This window comes from Nocardia sp. NPDC051750 (genome assembly GCF_044453135.1).
Lineage (GTDB): Bacteria > Actinomycetota > Actinomycetes > Mycobacteriales > Mycobacteriaceae > Nocardia.
Genome location: NZ_JBITCK010000003.1, coordinates 266,845 through 285,279 on the forward strand (window position 1 = coordinate 266,845; position 18,435 = coordinate 285,279).

Here is an 18,435-nt window from a genome sequence, read left to right on the forward strand (position 1 = left end):
CGCCGCGATCTCGGCACGGAACCGCTGTTCGGCCTCGTCGATATTCACCGGACCCTCACCGCTACCAGCTTAAACGCGACTGCTGAGGGTCCCGGTGCCCCGGCGCGGCAAGTCGCCGCGGAACCCGAGCGCGCCCGCTCGCGGGTGGCCACCGGTCGCATTCTGTCGCAGCGTGTTCCGTACCGATCCAGGACCGCCCGCCATGACCGACGAGATGGGCTCAGTGCAGCGCGGCGGCCGCGTCCTGATCCAGGAGCCAGAGGGTGGATTCCGTCCCGTGAGCGCCTGCGGCGGGGATCTCGAGGGGGTCGGCGCCGGCCAGCGCGGCCGCGGCGGGCTCGGCTTTGTTCGCGCCCGACACCACGAGGACCACATGCCGGGACCGGCGGATCGCCGGGTAGGTCAGGGTGACCCGGACCGGGGGTGGTTTGGGGGAATCAGTGACCGCGACCGCCGGTTCGCGCTGTTCGCCGACGGTGTCGGCGTGCCCGGGGAACAGGGAATTGATATGCCCGTCGGGGCCCATCCCCAGCAGGTGCAGGTCGAAACCGCCGTACGCGGCCCAGTGGGCCCGGACCGCGGTGGCATATTCGGCGGCGGCTTCGACCGGGTCGGGGTATTCGCCGTCGGAGGTGGCGACGGTGTGCACGCGGGCGGGGTCCACCGGGACGTGGTCGAGCAGCGCCCGGTGTGCCTGGAGTTCGTTGCGTTCGGGATCGCCCGCGGGGACGAAGCGCTCGTCACCCCAGAAGAAGTCGAGCTTCGACCAGTCCAGCTCGCCCGGGTCGGCGCGGACCTTCTCCAGCAGACTGATACCCGTACCGCCACCGGTCAGCACGACCGAAGCGGTGCCGCGCTCGGCCTGCGCGGCGACCAGGATCTCGACGAACCGCCGGGCGGCGGCCGTTGTCAGCGCGTCGCTGTCGGTGTGCACATCCACGGTGGCGGCGGGGGAGGCCGCATTACTGCTGGTGGTCATAGGTCACCCTTTCGATTCCGGCCAGGGCCTCGGCGTAGATCTCGTCCGCGTCCAGCCGGCGCAGTTCCTCGGCCAGGCAGTCACGGGTTTCCCGGCGGGCCAGCGCTATCCGCTGCACCGGCTCGCCGGTGCGGGTGAGGGTGGCAGTGACCCCTGTCTGCGGGCGCTCGATGGCGATGGATACCGACGGGCGGTGCAGTTCGACCCGCAGATTCCCGGTTTTCCGGACCACGGTGCAGCCGAGCCGCCCGGCCAGCCAGCCGGCGAGAATATCGAGGGCGGGTTCTTCGCGCAGGCCCGAGACGGTGACCGATTCCACCGGTTCGAACGGGGGCTCGTCCATGGCCGCGGCCAGCAACGCCCGCCAGTAGGTGATCCGGCTCCACGCCAGATCGGAATCGCCGACGGCATAGGAATCGTGACGTTTCTTGATGGTCGCCTGCGGGTCCGGCGCGAAGGTGGCGTCGGTGATGCGTCGGGTCGCCAGCCGGCCGACCGAATCCCTGGAGGGGAACTCCGGGGCGCCGCGCGGCCACCACGCGACCACCGGGGTATCGGGCAGGAGGAACGGAATCACCACACTGCTCTCGTGGCTCACCAATTCCCCCTGTAAGCGCAGCACGATCACCTCGGCGGCACCGGCGTCGCCGCCGACCCGGATCTGCGCGTCCAGCCGGGTGGCCGCGAAACGGTCACCCCGCGCCAGCACTACCACCCGGCAAGGGTGTTCCCGGCTGGCGTCGTTGGCGGCGTCGATGGCGTCCTCGGCTTCGGAACTGTCCAGGGTGCAGACCACCAGCGTCAGGACCCGGCCCATGGTGATCACGCCGTTGCTCTCGCGCAGCTGCACCAGGCGTTTGGTGACGGCGCCGGTGGTGGTGTCGGGGATATCGATGATCACGGCCGCCGCCATTCCCGGCCGGTGCGGGCCAGCATCTCGGCGGCGGAGTCCGGGCCCCAGGTGCCGGCCTCGTACTGTTCGGGTTTACCGTCATCGGCCCACCGGGCCAGAACGGGATCCAGGATGCGCCAGGACAATTCGACCTCCGCATTGACCGGGAAGAGTGAGGGTTCGCCGAGTAGCACGTCGAGGATGAGCCGTTCGTAGGCCTCCGGCGAGGATTCGGTGAACGATTCGCCGTAACTGAAATCCATGTTCACGTCGCGGACTTCCATGGATGATCCGGGAACCTTCGAACCGAAGCGCATGGTGATGCCCTCGTCCGGCTGCACCCGGATGACGAGCGCGTTCTCGCCGAGTTCCTCGGTCATGGTCTGGTCGAACGGGAGGTGCGGTGCCCGTTTGAACACCACCGCGATCTCGGTGACCCGGCGCCCGAGACGTTTACCGGTCCGCAGGTAGAACGGAACGCCGGCCCAGCGCCGGGTGTCCACTTCCAGCGTCAGCGCGGCGTAGGTTTCGGTCCGCGACTGCGGGTCGAAACCCTCTTCGTCGAGTAGCCCCACCACTTCCTGACCGCCCTGCCAGCCGGCCGCGTATTGGCCACGGGCCGTGGTCTCGTCCAGGGGTTCGACCAGTTTGGTGGCGGACAGGACCTTGATCTTCTCCATCTGCAGCTGCCGCGGTTCGAAGCTGATCGGCTCCTCCATGGCGGTGAGCGCGAGGAGTTGCAGGAGATGGTTCTGGATCACATCGCGGGCGGCGCCGATACCGTCGTAATAGCCGGCCCGCCCACCCAGGCCGATATCCTCGGCCATGGTGATCTGCACGTGGTCGACGTAGTTGGCGTTCCAGATCGGGTCGAACAGCTGGTTGGCGAAGCGCAACGCCAGGATGTTCTGCACCGTCTCCTTGCCGAGATAGTGGTCGATCCGGAAGACGGTCTCCTCCGGGAACACTCGGTTGACCAGCGCGTTGAGCTCGCGCGCGCTGTCCAGATCGTGCCCGAACGGTTTCTCGATCACTACCCGCCGCCACGGTGCGCGGCCGTCCGCCGTGTCCTGGCGGGTGAGCCGGTGCCGGTGCAGCTGGTCGAGCACGACGGGAAAGCTGTTCGGCGGGATCGACAGGTAGAACGCGTGATTCCCACCGGTACCGCGTTCGGCATCGAGCCGGGCGAGGGTTTCGGCGAGGTGGGCGAAGGCGTCGTCGTCCTCGAAAGTGCCCTGGACGAACCGGAACCCTTCGGCCAGATGATCCCAGACCTCTTGCCGGAACGGGGTCCGCGCGTGTGCGCGGACGGCCTCGTGGACGATATCGCCGAAATCCCGGTCCGACATCTCCCGCCGGGCGAAACCGACCAGTGCGAAACCCGGGGGCAGCAGCCCCCGGTTCGCGAGGTCGTAGATGGCCGGCATGAGCTTGCGCCGGGAGAGATCTCCGGTGACACCGAAGATCACCATGCTGCACGGGCCCGCGATACGCGGAATCCGTTTGTCCCGGTTGTCCCGCAGCGGATTACGCCACGGGGTGCCGGATGCCGTCTGCGTGCTCTCCGGGGCGCCGGCCATCGGGGTCAGTTACCTCCTGCTGACTGGAGCTCGGCGGTGGTTGCCTCCAGCAGTTCCTCCCAGGACTTCTCGAACTTGTCCACACCCTCGCGTTCCAGCACGGCGAAGACGTCGTCGAGGTCGATCCCGGCCGCCCGCAGCTGTTCGAAGACTCCCGCCGCTTCGTCGGCGGTACCCGAGATCGTGTCCCCGCGGACCTCACCGTGATCGGCGACGGCCTCGAGTGTCTTCTCCGGCAGCGTGTTCACCGTATTCGTGGCGACCAGCTCGGTGACGTAGAGAGTGTCCGGGTAATCCGGGTTCTTCACCCCGGTCGAGGCCCACAGCGGCCGCTGCCGGTTGGCGCCGGCAGAGGCCAGATGGCTGTAGGTCGAGGCATGGTCGCCGCCGGAGCCGAAGACGTCCAGGTATTCGGCGTAGGCGAGCCGGGCATTGGCCACGGCCGCTTTACCGCGCAGCGCCAGGGCCTCGGGTGTGCCGATCGCCTCGAGCCGCTGATCGATCTCGGTGTCCACCCGGGAGACGAAGAACGACGCCACCGAATGGATCTTGGCCAGGTCGTGTCCGGCGACCCGTGCCTTGCGCAGCCCGTCCAGATAGGCGCCCATCACCGCGCGATACCGCTGCACCGAGAAGATCAGGGTCACATTGACACTGATGCCCTCCTCGATCACCGCGGTGATGGCCGGCAGGCCCGCCTCGGTGGCCGGGATCTTGATGAACAGGTTGGGCCGGTCGACGATCTTCCACAGTTCCACCGCCTGGGCGACGGTCTTGTCGGCGTCGAAGGCCAGCCGGGGATCGACCTCGATGGAGACCCGGCCGTCCACGCCACCGGTCTGCTCGAACACCGGGGCCAGCACATCGCAGGCCGCGCGGACATCGTCGGTGGTGATGGTGCGGATCGCGGCCTCGGTATCGGCGCCGCGGGCGGCCAGCTCCCGGACCTGCGCGTCGTAGGCGTGCCCCTTGCTCAGGGCGCCCTGGAAGATGGTCGGGTTGGTGGTGATGCCGACAACCCCGCGGGTGGCGATCAGTTCGGCGAGGTTGCCGGAGTTGATCCGGTCGCGTGACAGGTCGTCCAGCCACACCGACACTCCGGCCGCGGCCAGGGCGGCGACGTTCTCGTTCTGTGCCATGAACCCTTATCCCTTCACATTGTCGAGCGTGCGCTGCGCAGCGGCCACCACAGCCTCCGGCGTGAAGCCGAACTCGCGGAACAAGGTCTTGTAATCGGCCGAGGCGCCGAAATGCTCGATCGACACGATCTCGCCCGCGTCGCCGGTGAACCGGTACCACGGCATGGCGATACCGGCTTCGACCACGACCCGCGCGGCGACCGCCGGGGGCAGCACCTCGTCGCGATAGGCCTTGTCCTGCGCGTCGAACCACTCCACGCACGGCATCGAGACCACCCGGGTGCCGATACCCTGCTCCTCCAGCGTAGTGCGCGCGGCGACGGCGAGCTGGAGCTCGGAGCCCGTGCCGACCAGAATTACCTGCGGGACACCGGTGGATGCCTCGGCGAGGATGTAACCGCCCTTGGTGACGCCCTCGAGGCTGGTGCCCTCCAGCACCGGCAGATCCTGGCGGGTCAGCGCCAGCGCGGCCGGGCCGCCGGTGCCCACGGCATCGCTGGAGACGAACGGCGAATTGTGCTTACCGCTGTGCTTCTCGATCACGGCGCGCCAGGCGTAGGCGGTTTCGTTGGCGTCACCGGGACGCACCACCGACAGGCCCGGGATGGCGCGCAGCGCGGCGAGATGTTCGATCGGCTGGTGGGTGGGGCCGTCCTCGCCGAGTCCGATCGAATCGTGCGTCCAGACGTAGGTCACCGGAATCCGCATCAGCGCGGCCAGGCGGACCGCCGGGCGCATGTAGTCGCTGAACACCAGGAAGGTGCCGCCGTAAGGGCGGGTGGGGCCGTGCAGCGCGATGCCGTTGAGGATCGAGCCCATCGCATGCTCGCGGACACCGAAGTGCAGGGTGCGACCGTACGGGTTCGCCTTCCACATCCCGGTGGAGATGGCTTCGGGGCCGAAGCTGAGCGAATCGGGGATGGTGGTGTTGTTCGACTCGGCGAGGTCGGCCGAACCGCCCCACAGTTCCGGCAGCACCGGCCCGACGGCGGCGAGCACCTTGGCCGAGGCCTTACGAGTGGCCACGCCCTTGGCGTCCGGTTCCCAGGTGGGCAGGCCGTCGGTCCACCCCTGTGGCAGCTGACCGTTGAACAGCCGATCGAACAGGGCCTTGGCCTCCGGGGCGCGCTGCGCCCAGGCGTCGAATTCGACGGTCCACTCGGCGTGCGCCCGGGCACCTCGCTCGGCAGCCTTGCGGGTGTGCGCGATGACATCGTCGTCGACCTGGAAGCTTTGCTCGGGGTCGAAGCCGAGGGCGCGCTTGGTACCGGCCACTTCGTCCGCGCCGAGGGCGGCCCCGTGCGCGGCGCCGGTGTTCATCTTGTTCGGCGCGGGATAACCGATGATGGTGCGCAGCAGGATCAGCGACGGTTTGCCGGTCTCGGCCTTGGCCGCCGCCAGCGCGGCTTCGATCGCGACGACATCCTCGCCGCCCTCCACCACCTGGACATGCCAGCCGTAGGCCGCGTAGCGGGCCGCCACGTCCTCGGTGAAGGCGATGGTGGTGTCGTCCTCGATGGAGATCTTGTTGTCGTCGTAGATCACCACCAGGTTGCCCAGCTGCTGGGTGCCGGCGATCGAGGAGGCCTCGGAGGTGACGCCCTCCTCCATATCGCCGTCGGAGGCGACCACGTAGATGTGGTGGTCGAACGGGCTCGCCCCGGTCTCGGCCGCCGGATCGAACAGGCCGCGTTCGCGGCGGGCCGCCATCGCCATACCCACGGCGGAGGCCAGGCCCTGGCCCAGCGGGCCCGTGGTGATCTCGACACCCTTGGTGTGCCGGTACTCCGGATGGCCCGGGGTCAGCGAACCCCATTTGCGCAGATTGCGCAGGTCATCGAGTTCGAGCCCGAAACCGGCCAGGTACAGCTGGATGTAGAGGGTCAGGCTGGAATGACCGCAGGACAGGACGAACCGGTCCCGGCCGACCCACTCCGGATCGGCGGGGTCGTGCCGCATGGTGCGCTGGAACAGGGTGTACGCCAGCGGCGCCAGGCTCATCGCAGTGCCCGGGTGGCCGTTGCCTGCGGCCTGCACGGCGTCGGCGGCCAGGACACGGACCGTATCGACGGCCTTGGTGTCGAGGTCCGTCCAGTCGTCCGGGAGGTTCGGCTGGGTGAGGGCGCGGATGTCGTCTGTCACTGACACGACCGTGTTTCTCCTGACATTTTCGAGGCGTCGAAAAGGGGCGGGCGGGTGGTGGCGAACCGGTGCGGCCGCGGTGACGATCGCGCCGCGTACCCCCAATACCCTAATGGGCGCTATAGGGCGAAGCCCATCCGACGTCCGCGCACGGCCGGAGCAAAGGCGGAGGTGCGCCTGGGCGTCTTCGTGCACGGCCCCCGGACAGGCCGGACGCGCCGGTTTCGCGGGGTGTCTTCGCCGGGGTTGTGGCGTGGCGACCGGCCTGCGCGACCCCGGCGCGTGGGCGAGGTCGCAGGGGCGAGCGGCGGGGCGTACCGGTCGTGGGTCTACCATCGTCTGTAGTAGTAGTAGCCGCGTCGCAGCCGCGCGCTGCTCGCCCGCGAACCGGATGCGATGCGCAGCGGCCTCCGGCTCCGTCCCGGCCGGTGTGGCTGCGGGCGACCGGTGTCCGGCTGCGTCCGTTCGACAGCGTACGAGGAGAGACAGTGCGGATCGGTCATGACACGGGGGTCGGCGGTGCCCACGATTCCGCGCCGGCGCCCGCGGACCGCGTCCTCGGTAGCGAGAAACTCGCCCGGATCGCCCGGCGTCCGCTGGCCTATATCGCACTGACCAAACCTCGCGTGATCGAACTGCTGTTGGTGGCCACCATTCCCACCATGCTGCTGGCCGATCGCGGCGAGGTCGATATCCGGCTCATCCTGGCGACCCTGTTCGGTGGCTGGATGGGCGCGGCGAGCGCGAACACCTTGAACTGCGTTGCCGACGCCGATATCGACAAGGTGATGAAGCGGACCGCCAAACGCCCGCTGGCCCGCGATGCCGTACCGACCTCGCACGCCTTCGTCTTCGGGGTGGTCCTGGGGATCGGTTCGTTCGCCTGGTTGTGGTGGCAGGCGAACCTGCTCAGCGGCGCGCTGGTGGTCGCGACCATCCTGTTCTACGTCTTCGTCTACACCCTCGGCCTCAAACGCCGCACCTCGCAGAACGTGGTGTGGGGCGGCGCTGCGGGTTGTATGCCCGCGCTTGTCGGATGGTCCGCGGTGACCGGGACCATCGGCTGGCCGGCGCTGGCCCTGTTCGGCGTGATCTTCTTCTGGACGCCGCCGCATACGTGGGCGCTGGCCATGCGGTACAAGGAGGACTACCGCGCGGCCGGGGTGCCGATGCTGCCGGTGGTGGCGACCGAACAGGCCGTGACCAAGCAGATCGTCGTCTACACCTGGCTGACGGTGCTCACCACCTTGGCGCTGGTCCCGGCCACCGGGGTCATCTACGCGGCCGTGGCGCTGGTGGCCGGGGCCTGGTTCCTGCTCATGGCGCATCAGCTCTACTCGGGTGTGCGCCGCGGCGAATCGGTGAAACCGTTGCGCCTGTTCCTGCAGTCCAACAACTACCTCGCGGTGGTATTCTGCGGCTTGGCCGTCGATTCCGTCCTGGGCTGGACCACTCTCGGGGACGTCTTCTTCGGCTGACGAACGGCCCGCGCCGGGCGATATCGCCGGATAGACGCCACCGGCCGCCGGGGTACGTGTGGCCGCACTGTCTTCCGGGTCCGCCCGCCGTCGGTCACCCGACACCGTACGTCCGGCATCGGGTGACTGTGCGGCAGTTCGGTCGCGGACGCTATCGGGGATTGGCCGCGATCAGGGAGCGATGCCGAGGTAGCCATCCGGCCGCACCAGGATGCGCGTTCCGTCGACAGCGTTGTAGGCGGTATGGGCGTGGCCGTCCACATCGACCAGGTCGCCCTGGGAAGCCGGCGCGCCGGGGCGTACCACGGTGACCGTGCGGGCACCCGGAACCGGCGGCCGTCCTGCGCCGCACCCGAAACACAGGAGGGTGGCGTGTGGTCCACGGAAGAGGTCGAACAGCCGAACGGGCTGCCCCTCGGCGTTCTTCAGCGGAGCATCGGGTGCGCGGTCGCCGGAGGCGATCCGGCGGGCGTCGGCGGGATCGCGATAGGTGATATCGAGCTGGTATGTTTCCGTCCCGCGGTTCATCGCGTCTTCGGCGCCGTCGGTCAGTTCGGCCAGCAGTTCGGTGCTGATCCCGAGCACCCGGGCCGCGACCCCGGCGCTCCGGTTCGTAGCTGTCCAGCGGCAGCTCGTCGCCGGCCAGCGCGGCGGCAAGTTTCCAGCCCAGGTTGTAGGCATCCTGGATGCCGGTGTTCATTCCTTGGCCGCCGGTCGGCGGGTGGACATGCGCGGCATCGCCGATCAGGAGGACCCGGTCCACCCGGAACCGTTCGGCCAGCCCGGATGTTGGGCCGCCACACGGTGGCCCAGGCGAGGTCGGTCAGGGCGACATCCGCTGCGCCCGCCAGGCGGTCCAGATGGCTCTGCAGACTCGTGACCGTGGCCTCGGTATCGCCGGGATGCGGTGCCGCGAACTGGAAGTGGGCGCACCCGGCAGCGGTGAGAGGGCGATCCCGTCCATGGGCTTCTCGGCGGTGGCGAACCAGTATCCGAAATCGTGGTCTAGCGCGTCAGCGCGGATATCGCCGAGCAGCATCCGGATCGATTCGTCGGTCGTACCCGTGAAGGCGATACCGAGTGTCTTGCGGACAGTACTGCGTCCGCCGTCGGCGCCGATGAGATGCGGCGACCGCACGGTCTCGGTCCCGTGCGGACCCGACAGTCGCGCGGTGACCCCGCCGGCATCCTGATCGAACGATTCGAGCGCGGTGCCCAGTTCGACCCGGACCCCGAGCCCGGCCAGCCGCTCGCGCAGGATCGCCTCGGTCTGCGCCTGGCCGAGGACCCACGGGTTCGGATAGGGGATGGCCGGCGTCGGCTCGGCGGGTTCGCTCATCCGGAACTCACCGGCCCACTGCCCGCTGATACAAGCCCTGGTCACAGCGGGTGGTGCCCCGGCGGAGCGGACCGCGTCCAGGACGCCGAGATCGTCGAACACCTCGAGCGTACGGGGGCTGGATTCCGTCGCCGCGGGAACCGGCCGCGAACTCGGTGGCCCGGTCGATGAGGCGCACGGCGATGTTCCGGCGGGCGAGGTCGATGGCGAGGGTGAGGCCGGCGGGCCCGGCGCCGGCAATGAGGATCTACTGCGGGCACTGCTGGCCGACCTCGATGCAGCGAGCGACGAACAGGCCGGGCAAGCAGCGCACAATCCGGACTTCAGCGATCCGGAGGCCGTGCGGTTCCACCTTGCCGCCTACTGGCGTTTTTCCCGGGAGCATGCCGTCGTCCTGCGGGCGATGAACCAGGCCGCGTTGGTCAACGAAGAATTCGGCCGCGAGCTGGCGCAGTTCGGCAGTGAGCAGCGCCTCGATATCGCCGACCATCTGGACGGTCCGATAACTCGGATGGGTTACCGGACAGCGCATTTCTCGGGCGTCGCGTGGCCTGCCTACGCCAGGGCCTGCAGGGGTGAGGCCCGAGCTGAGTACCGCGCCGGGTCGCCTCAGGGGAGCAGAACGATCGAGCCCGTGGTCTTGCGGCTCTCCAGATCGCGATGCGCCTGCGCGGCCTCGGCGAGCGGATAGGTGGCGCCGATCCGGACGGTGAGGGATCCATCGGCGACCGCCTCGAAGATATCGCCCGCGCGCCAATCGAGTTCGGTGCGATCGCGCGTGTAGTGGGCGATATTGGGCCGGGTCACGAACACCGACCCCGCCGCGTTCAAACGCTGCAGATCGACCGGCGGGACGGGTCCGCTGGCCGCCCCGAACAAGGCCAGCATCCCGCGTACGCGCAGGGCGTCGAGACTCGCGTCGAACGTCGCCGCGCCGACGCCGTCGTACACCGCCGCCACGCCGGTACCGCCGGTCAGTTCGCGGACCCGGTCGGCCAGATCGTCCCCGTAGCGCAACACTTCCCAGGCCCCGGCGCCGCGGGACAGGGTCTCCTTCTCGTCCGAGGACACCGTGGTGATCACTCGGATATCGCGGGCCGCCGCCAACTGTGTGAGCAGCAGCCCGACCCCGCCGGCGCCCGCGTGCACGAGGACCGTTTCACCCGGTTCCGGCCGGTAGACCGATTCGATCAGATAGTGGGCGGTCATTCCCTGCAGTAGTGCCGAGGCGGCGATCGGTGGGTCGACGCCCTCGGGTACGGCCACCGCGACGGCTTCGTCGATCACGGCCCGCGGTGCGTAGCTGTTCGGTCCGGCGGCCCACGCCACCCGGTCGCCGACGGCGAATTCGGTGACCTCCGAACCTGTTTCGGCCACCACCCCGGTACCCTCGGAACCTGGAATGTAGGGCACCGGCCGCGGATAGGTGCCGGTGCGGAAATAGGTGTCGATGAAATTGACACCGATGGCGTCGACCTCGACCAGTAGCTGCTTCGATCCGGGTTGCGGGTCGGCAACTTCGGCGAGAGTCAGTACCTCCGGACCACCGTGGCGGTCTACCTGGATGGCGCGCATGGTCCAGTTCTACACGGGCGCCCGGAGGCGCGGCACGCGGGTTCGGCCGATTCGCCGCCGCCGGCTGCCGCCGGCCGGGCGGGTGGCCCCGGGGCGGCGGTCCTACTCGTCGGTAAACTCCGGAATATGAGTGCAGAAACCGCTACCGTCACCGTTCGCGCGCCGAAAGAGACCGTCGAATCGGTGCGCAAGTTCGTCGCCGCGCACGGCGGATCGGCCGAGGCCGTGCTGCAGCCGGTGGGACGCCTCGGCGTCCGGATCACGCTGGTCGGCGCCGACGGGGTGCTCGGCGACCGGATGGTGGCAGACCTCGCCACCGCGCAGGCCGTGATCGATGCCGTGGATGGGGTGACGGCCACCGAGGGCTGGGAGCGGGAACTGGTGGCCAAGACCACCCCGCGCGCCGGGCACTGGGCCAAGATGGCGGGCTGGGTCGCCGGGCAGACTCGCTTCCCGAAGGCGCGCAACGAGAAGTGAGGCGTCGCGGGCGGTCTGTGCGTGCTCACAGGTCGCCTACCCGGGTTTCAGGTAGCGCGAACAGTTTCCTCGACAAAAACTACTGACGAGTAACCACTTCACGCTACGGTTAGGGCTTCGAGCGTCAGCCCGGGGGTAGAAGGAGCCGATATGGCGGTCAGTAGTCCGACTCGTTCCCGACTTACAATGTCCGGCCGTCCGATTTCGAACCATCTCCGCGATGTTTCGTCCCTCTCACGTCAGATGGTCGGCCATTTCGTCGAGAACGTGGCGCCGTGCGGAACACTGCCCGGCGATGCGCTGCAGGGCGATGTCACCGCCGTGACCCGCCTCTGTCTCGAACTCACGCTCAACCGGCTCGACGGCCGCGAACTTCCGCAAGAGATCCAGCTGGTGCGTGAAGCCGCGGCCGAATGGGCGCGCGAGGGTATTCCGATCGACACCATCAACCACGCCATCCACGAGGGATTCAAACTCGGTTTCGACCACATCATGTCCACCGCCGGCCCGGCCGATTCGTCGTCACTGGTGGCCACCGCGCGCCGGATGCTGGAAATCCTGGACACGATCACCTCGGAAGTCGCCCTGGCCTACGTGAGCGAATACCGGGGTGTGGTCTCCGAACACCACACCGCCGTGCACACACTGACCTCCGCGCTGCTCGGCGGGCACAGCACCGCAACCATGGCCCGGGAATGCGGGATCGAGATCGCGGAGTCGTATCAGGTCCTGGCCCTGGCGCTGCCGCCGCATCCGGACGAATCGGCGCCGCGGGTCGACGGTCGCATCGTGGCGCGGCGCAAACTACGCCGGGTGCAGGCCGAGCTGGCCCGCAGTTGCGGCGAACGGGCGCTGTCGCTGCTCAGTATCGACGGTGGCACCGTGCTGCTGCCGGCGCGCGCCTTCCCCGACGAATCGCTCGACGAACTGATCGCCCGGCTGTCGCAGGCCGCGCAGGTCGCGATCACCGGCACCGTGGTCACCGCGGTCACCGCGGATATCCCCGGGGCGACCGACCGCGCCCATGAACTCCTGGATATCGTCGCGCGCATCACCGACGGCGGTGGGCTGCACCGGTTCTCGGATCTGGCACTGGAGTTCCAGATCACCCGGCCGGGCCCGGCCCGGGAACATCTCAGCGCCATCCTGGACCCGCTGGACGAACATCCCGAACTCCTGGAAACCCTGCGCCAGCACATCGCCAACAATTTCAACCGCCAGCGCACGGCCCGGCTCATGCATATGCACACCAATACGCTCGACTACCGGCTCAAACGGGTCCGGTTGCTCACCGGCTTCGATCCGGCGATACCGACCGGGCTGTGGTATCTGACCTCGGCACTGGTCGCCCGGAGCTATCAGACCGGGCCCGCCGGGAGCCGGCGGGCCGAGGCGGCCGGCTGATCGTCGCTCAGGCTGCAGGCACGCGATGTGCTGGTCCTGCGTGCCGCCGGGCGGGTGTGGTAACTCGGGATCTGCGAGATGTACCGCCACGCCGACCGCGGCCGACGGGGCCGTAGCTCGTCCGAGTACGGCGCTCAGGCCGGTTGGGTCCGCGGTTCCGCGGCCGCGACCGGCAGCGATTCCCGGGTGCGCAACGACGCCCACAGCGTTGCGGTGGCGGCCGTGCACAGCGCCGCGCCGCCCACATGGATCGCGACCAGTGCGGCGGGGACGTCGGTGAAGTACTGGACGATCCCGACCAGGGATTGCGCGAGAACCAGGCCGAGCAGGACGAACAACCGGTCCCGTACCGGTTTGGTGATGCCGGTGGCGAACAGGCCGAACGCCAGGCCGATCAGCAGCGCCAGATAGCCGATGAGCAACTGCGAATGCAGATGCACCAGGGTGACGATCTCCACCTCGAGCCGGGCCACCGGGCGGTCGATACTCTTGTCACCCGCGTGGGGTCCGGCGCCGGTGACCAATGTGCCCGCGACGAGAACCCCGGCCAGCGCCACACCGCTGAGCGCGGTGAGCCGGCGCAGGGGCGCGGGCGCACGGACCGTATCCACCCCGTCGTCGGGTGCGGCGATCTTGGCGTACATCACGGCGGCCACCCACACCATCAGCATGGATGCCAGCAGATGCAGGGCGACGGTCCACCACAGCAGCCCGGACAGGACGGTGATACCGCCGACGATCGCCTGCAGGACCGTCCCGGCGGGCATCAGCCACGCGTAGATCAGCACCTCGCGGCGCCGCCGGGCGCGGGTGACCGCGATAACGATGAGGGCGGCGCAGAGGGTGACCAGGAAGACGAGCATCCGGTTGCCGAATTCCACCGCCTGATGGATGCCCGGTACCTCCGAGACCCCGACCGGGGTGAAACTGCCCGGGAAACACTGCGGCCAGGTGGGGCAGCCGAGCCCGGAGGCGGTGACCCGCACGATCGCACCGGTCACCGCGATCCCGGCCTGGGTGCCGAGGACCGACAGGGCGATCAGTAGCTGGGCGCGCCGGGAGGGCAGGGGAAGCCGGTCCACGAGTCGCAGGAATCCGCGATAGAGCACGTCACGATGGTAGCGGGCGGCCCGGACCCGGCCGCAGCCGGTCTACTACAAGTTGTCGTGATCGTTGGCGCGCCTCCGCGCGGGGGTTTCGGCCCCATGGACGAGCCAAGACCTTTCAGGGTCTCGCTGGGCTCGGCGTCGCCGCTGGGCAGGTAAGGACGGAGGTCGGCCGAATCCTCGGTGTGGCTCGCTGAGCCGGCGCGGCTGCTGGGCATGTGGGTTCAACAGTGCCGAGAACTTCCAGGGGCTCGAAGAGTTCCGCGCAGTCGGGCATCGATCGGGGGTGCGGGACCTTCGAGGGCCCGGTGATCGCCTCGGCGGTGTTCTGGGCGGGTTGGGGCCGCGCGGGCCCGGACCCCCTGTTCGAAACTGCTTATTCGAAGCGGAACCAGCGTGCGGCGAGTAGCCCGGCGACGGTTCCCCAGACGAGCAGCACCACCACGCCCAGCCAGTCGACCCCGCCGTTGAGCGCATGCTCCAGGGCGACTGCCAGCGCCCCCGAGGGCACCAGCCGGACCAGGGTGTGCACGATCTCGGGTAGCTCCTCGGAGGCGAACACCACGCTGGCGATACCCAGCATGACGAACCAGAGGATATTGGCCAGCGCCAGTACGACCTCGGCCTTGAGTGTGCCGCCGAGCAGCAGCCCCATCGCCGCGAAGGTGGCGGTCCCGAGCGCGATCAGCAGCGCGCCCAGTGCCAGCCCGGCCGGGCCCGGCCGCCAGCCCAGCGCGACGCCGATCAGTCCGAGGAGTACGGCCTGCAGGATCACCACCAGCAGGACCGCACCGCTCTTCCCGGCCACGATTCCCCAGCGGGGCAGGGGAGTGGCGCCCAGTCGTTTCAGTGCGCCGTAGCGCCGGTCGAATCCGACGGCGATGGCCTGCCCGGTGAAGGCGGTCGACATCACGGCCACCATCATCACCGCGGGCACGATCTTGTCGATCTTGTCCGCGCCCATGTCCCCGAAGGGCAGAACCGCGAGGCCGATCAGCAGGGTGATCGGGATGAACATGGTGAGCAGCAGTTGCTCCCCGTTGCGCAGCAGCAGCACCAGGTCGAGACGGGTCTGCGCGATCAGCATGGCGATCCGCGCCGCCGGCCGGGGCGCGGGAGCGAAGGTACCCGGTTCGAACCGGTTGGCCGTGAGATCCGGCTTTGTCATCGAGCCTCCCTCCAAGCTTGTACACGTGGTCGGCGGAGGCCGGAGCGGAGGTATCGCATCATGCGCGTAGATCCCGTCCGGTGAGTTCCAGGAAAACGTCCTCCAGCCGGCGCTGATCGATGCGGATATCGGTGGCGAGGACATTCACCCGGGCGCACCACGCCGTCACCGTCGCCAGCACCTGCGGGTTGATCTCGCCCTCCACCAGGTAGGAGCCGGGACTGGTTTCGGTGGGTGCGAACCCTTCCGGCAGCGCCCGCTGCAACAGCTTCAGATCGAGGCGTGGTGGTGCCGCGAACCGCAGCTGACCCGCCGCGCCGTGCGCGGTGACCTCCGCCGGCGTCCCGGAGGCGACGATCCGTCCGTGGTCGATGATGACCAGATGGTCGGCCAGTTCTTCGGCCTCGTCCATCAGGTGGGTGGTCAGCAGCACGCTCACCCCGTCGCGGCGCAGCGCGTCGATCAGCTCCCACACCATGATCCGGGCCTGCGCGTCCATCCCCGCGGTCGGTTCGTCGAGGAAGACGATCTCCGGCCGGCCCACCAGCGCGCAGGCGAGCGAGAGACGCTGCTGCTGGCCTCCCGACAACCGGCGGTACGGGGTGCGGCGACTGTCGGACAGGCCCAGCACACCCAGCAGCCAATCGGGGTCCAGCGGATTCGCCGAATACGAGGCGACCAGGTCCAGCATCTCGCCGGCGCGGGCCCCCGGATACGCGCCGCCACCCTGCAGCATCACGCCGATCCGGGGCCGTAGCCGCTCGGAATCGGCCAGGGGGTCGAGTCCCAGGACACGCACCGTGCCCGCGTCGGGGCGCACGAATCCTTCGCACATCTCCACCGTGGTGGTCTTGCCGGCACCGTTCGGACCGAGCAGCGCGAATACCTGTGCCGGTTCGACGGTGAAACCGATACCGTCCACCGCGACGGTTTCGCCGTAGCGTTTGGCGACGTGGTCCACCTGAACGGCGGGTACACGGGTAGCGGTCACGAGGTCCCACCGTATGCCCCGGCCGGCTGTGACGGGGCCGACACCCCCTGCTGCGCCCGCCACGGTAAAGCGTTCCGGGTGACCACGATGAACAGCACCGCGATGATCACCGTCGCGACAGCCGAGCCCACGATCTGGAACACTTCGAGGTCGGCGCCGCGCGGCATGAGGATCACGCTGACCACCGCGGAGACACCGATGGCCGGTATCCGGAACACCGGCTGGGTGGCCCAGGCCGCCATCGGAACGATCGCCCACAGCAGGTACCAGGGCTGGACCACCGGGAACAGCAGCACGATCGCACCGAGTGACACGCCCAGCGCACCCACCGGATGCATCCGGCCGGTCCAGGTGGCGACGAGCATCCGCACCGTGATGAAGGCCGCGACGGCTGCGGCAATGGGACGGGTGATGCTCAGCAGCGCGGTGGTGTGGTCGCCCAGGCCGAGGAGGACACCGCCGAATCCGGTGACGATACCCAGCGCTGTCGGCAGCGACATCCAGCTTCGCACCGCGCTCGCGGTGTTGAGCGTGTTCAGCCAGCCGAACCCCAGCCCGCTCGCCGTGCTGATCACCAGGGTGGTCAGTGCCGCGACGAATCCGAGCAGCGCCGCGGCGGCGAGAACGGGGCGTATCCCCGGGCCCCAGCGCCGCGCCAGGGCCATGCCCGCGAAACCCAGCGCGATGATCGAGGTGACCTTGACCGACGAGGACAGGCTGATGGTGACGGCGCCCCCGATCAGGAGTGCCCAGGCCCGGCCGTCCAGTGGTGGTGGCCCGCCGTCGCCGGGCAGGCCGTGAATCGCGCGCAGCATGAATTCCAGCCCGGCCAGCATCAGGCCGAGCATCAGCGCGTCGTTGTGCACCCCGCCGACCAGATGGAACAGCACCAGCGGGTTGGCCACTCCCAGCCACAGTGCGCTCACCGGCGCCACCCCGCACCGCACCGACAGGCGCGGCAGCGCCCAGACGATCAGCGCGACACCGGCGAGTGCGAGCAACCGGTGCACCCAGACACCGGCCAGGATGTTCTCACCGGTGATCTGGGCGATTCCGTGACCTATCCACAGGAACAGGGGCCCGTATGGTGCCGGGGTTTCGCGCCAGATGTTGGGCACGTTGTTGGTGAGCACATTGTCGATGCCCAGTCCCGCGACCGGGCCTTCCAGATAGGGGTCGATGCCGCGAGCCGCGATTTCGCTCTGCGCCAGATACGAATAGACATCGTTGCTGAACATCGGCGGTGCGACACAGAGCGGAATGATCCACAGCAGCAGTGTGCGGTCCAGTTGGCGCCGGGTCAGGCGGTGCCGTGGTGACCCGCCGAGACTGCCCACGGCGAACCGGCCCAGCAGGAGCCAGGCCAGGACGACGGTTACCGTGCCGACCATGCACATGGCCAGCGACCCGGTGTGCGCGCGGGCGAAGATACCGAGGACCCGCATTCCGGAGGTCGGGTTCTGATGGACCGGTTGCGCGCCGATACCCAGCGCGCTGATCGCCATCAGCACGGTGCCGGTCGCGCCCATCAGCCGGATCCGGTCCAGCTGCCGGCGCTCCCGGCGATCGAGCCCCGGGACCTCGGATTCATCGCTGTGCAGCACCGCGATGGTGTGATCCGGGGTCTTGATGTCCAGTCCGAGGGCGCGCCGCACCGGTTTCAGCGCTCGCTGCCCGAGCGACGCCGATGCGCCCGGGGCGCCTGCCTGTCCTGTCACGGGCATCGACACTAGTTCGCCGGATCCGCGCGCGGACCCCAGGCCGTGGGAGCGCGCGCGACGGGTCGGCGCGGACCGGCCTCCGGGGTCGTTGCGGCGCGCGTCCGGTGCGGGCGGAATCCGGGTCCGGGCACCGTTCAGCTACTGCTGACCTGTTGGCCCGGTTCCGGTACTCTGCCGGACGGCACAGGGAGCGGTACCGCCTCGTGAGCACTGTGTTCCTTGTCGCGGCCGGCCGGCCACCCGCTCCGCGCAGCCAGGTAGCAAACCTCGACGCTTCCGGCCGGTGCCGGCCGGGAGAGTGAAGCAGATCACTGTGCGACTTCACGCGGGCCGCGATGATCGGGACTTTCTCGGTGGAGCAGGGGTTTCCGACGCTCGGCCCGATTCGGGGCCGCCGCCGGGACCCTCCTGGTCAGGGCACCCTTATTAGATTTCGGGAACGAA

17 protein-coding genes are annotated in these 18,435 nt (G+C 69.0%); 3 read left to right on the forward strand and 14 right to left on the reverse strand.

Translation table 11 applies throughout. The features are described 5' to 3' along the window. Positions 1–220 precede the first annotated feature (220 nt). The 5 genes from pgl to tkt are packed head-to-tail and all read right to left on the reverse strand — an operon-like array spanning position 221 to position 6,738. Entirely contained in the window at positions 221–979 is a 759-nt protein-coding gene (gene pgl, locus ACIA75_RS14870) for a 6-phosphogluconolactonase (protein WP_397103967.1), read from the reverse strand. After that, the gene (gene opcA / locus ACIA75_RS14875; protein ID WP_397105319.1) at positions 963–1,880 is read right to left on the reverse strand and encodes a glucose-6-phosphate dehydrogenase assembly protein OpcA; all 918 of its coding nucleotides are present in this window, start codon (positions 1,878–1,880) and stop codon (positions 963–965) included. The genes pgl and opcA overlap by 17 nt, the downstream gene beginning before the upstream one ends. Beyond that, positions 1,877–3,451: a glucose-6-phosphate dehydrogenase gene (gene zwf / locus ACIA75_RS14880; RefSeq protein ID WP_397103969.1), complete on the reverse strand. Its 1,575-nt coding sequence runs from the start codon at positions 3,449–3,451 to the stop codon at positions 1,877–1,879. Before zwf ends, opcA begins: the two co-directional genes overlap by 4 nt. Positions 3,452–3,456: 5 nt before the next feature. Further along, positions 3,457–4,590, reverse strand: coding sequence for a transaldolase (tal, locus tag ACIA75_RS14885; RefSeq protein WP_397103970.1), 1,134 nt, complete (start codon positions 4,588–4,590; stop codon positions 3,457–3,459). A 6-nt stretch (positions 4,591–4,596) separates the two neighbouring features. Beyond that, a complete protein-coding gene (gene tkt, locus ACIA75_RS14890) occupies positions 4,597–6,738 on the reverse strand; it encodes a transketolase (RefSeq protein WP_397103972.1) in 2,142 nt (713 codons plus the stop codon). A 482-nt stretch (positions 6,739–7,220) separates the two neighbouring features. On the opposite strand from tkt, the gene ACIA75_RS14895 reads away from it, so the two are divergent. Continuing rightward, entirely contained in the window at positions 7,221–8,210 is a 990-nt protein-coding gene (locus ACIA75_RS14895; protein ID WP_397103974.1) for a heme o synthase, read from the forward strand. Positions 8,211–8,361: 151 nt separating this feature from the next. Here the strand turns inward: ACIA75_RS14895 and ACIA75_RS14900 are convergent, their stop codons facing one another. The 5 genes from ACIA75_RS14900 to ACIA75_RS14920 all read right to left on the reverse strand — a co-directional run bounded on the left by ACIA75_RS14900 (position 8,362) and on the right by ACIA75_RS14920 (position 11,124). Next, on the reverse strand, positions 8,362–8,973 hold the full coding sequence (locus tag ACIA75_RS14900) for an FAD-dependent monooxygenase (RefSeq protein ID WP_397103976.1): 612 nt from the start codon (positions 8,971–8,973) through the stop codon (positions 8,362–8,364). Positions 8,974–9,033: 60 nt separating this feature from the next. Beyond that, positions 9,034–9,651, reverse strand: a complete 618-nt coding sequence (locus ACIA75_RS14905; protein WP_397103978.1) for an FAD-dependent monooxygenase — start codon at positions 9,649–9,651, stop codon at positions 9,034–9,036. Beyond that, positions 9,557–9,796: an FAD-dependent monooxygenase gene (locus ACIA75_RS14910; RefSeq protein WP_397105321.1), complete on the reverse strand. Its 240-nt coding sequence runs from the start codon at positions 9,794–9,796 to the stop codon at positions 9,557–9,559. Before ACIA75_RS14910 ends, ACIA75_RS14905 begins: the two co-directional genes overlap by 95 nt. Further along, the gene (locus tag ACIA75_RS14915; protein ID WP_397103980.1) at positions 9,797–10,039 is read right to left on the reverse strand and encodes a hypothetical protein; all 243 of its coding nucleotides are present in this window, start codon (positions 10,037–10,039) and stop codon (positions 9,797–9,799) included. 119 nt (positions 10,040–10,158) lie between these two features. After that, positions 10,159–11,124, reverse strand: coding sequence for a quinone oxidoreductase family protein (locus ACIA75_RS14920; RefSeq protein WP_397103982.1), 966 nt, complete (start codon positions 11,122–11,124; stop codon positions 10,159–10,161). 126 nt (positions 11,125–11,250) lie between these two features. On the opposite strand from ACIA75_RS14920, the gene ACIA75_RS14925 reads away from it, so the two are divergent. Both ACIA75_RS14925 and ACIA75_RS14930 read left to right on the forward strand, forming a co-directional pair. After that, positions 11,251–11,601, forward strand: a complete 351-nt coding sequence (locus ACIA75_RS14925; RefSeq protein ID WP_397103984.1) for a hypothetical protein — start codon at positions 11,251–11,253, stop codon at positions 11,599–11,601. A 150-nt stretch (positions 11,602–11,751) separates the two neighbouring features. Further along, a complete protein-coding gene (locus tag ACIA75_RS14930; RefSeq protein ID WP_397103986.1) occupies positions 11,752–13,005 on the forward strand; it encodes a PucR family transcriptional regulator in 1,254 nt (417 codons plus the stop codon). Positions 13,006–13,139: 134 nt separating this feature from the next. On the opposite strand, the gene ACIA75_RS14935 is transcribed toward ACIA75_RS14930, so the two are convergent. The 4 genes from ACIA75_RS14935 to mptB all read right to left on the reverse strand — a co-directional run bounded on the left by ACIA75_RS14935 (position 13,140) and on the right by mptB (position 17,994). Further along, positions 13,140–14,114 (reverse strand): heme A synthase, encoded by a 975-nt coding sequence (locus tag ACIA75_RS14935; protein WP_397103988.1) that lies wholly within the window; start codon positions 14,112–14,114, stop codon positions 13,140–13,142. 373 nt (positions 14,115–14,487) lie between these two features. Further along, entirely contained in the window at positions 14,488–15,279 is a 792-nt protein-coding gene (locus tag ACIA75_RS14940) for an ABC transporter permease (RefSeq protein WP_397103990.1), read from the reverse strand. Positions 15,280–15,337: 58 nt separating this feature from the next. Beyond that, entirely contained in the window at positions 15,338–16,270 is a 933-nt protein-coding gene (locus ACIA75_RS14945) for an ABC transporter ATP-binding protein (protein WP_397103992.1), read from the reverse strand. Next, positions 16,267–17,994, reverse strand: a complete 1,728-nt coding sequence (gene mptB / locus ACIA75_RS14950) for a polyprenol phosphomannose-dependent alpha 1,6 mannosyltransferase MptB (protein ID WP_397103994.1) — start codon at positions 17,992–17,994, stop codon at positions 16,267–16,269. Before mptB ends, ACIA75_RS14945 begins: the two co-directional genes overlap by 4 nt. Positions 17,995–18,435 lie beyond the last annotated feature (441 nt).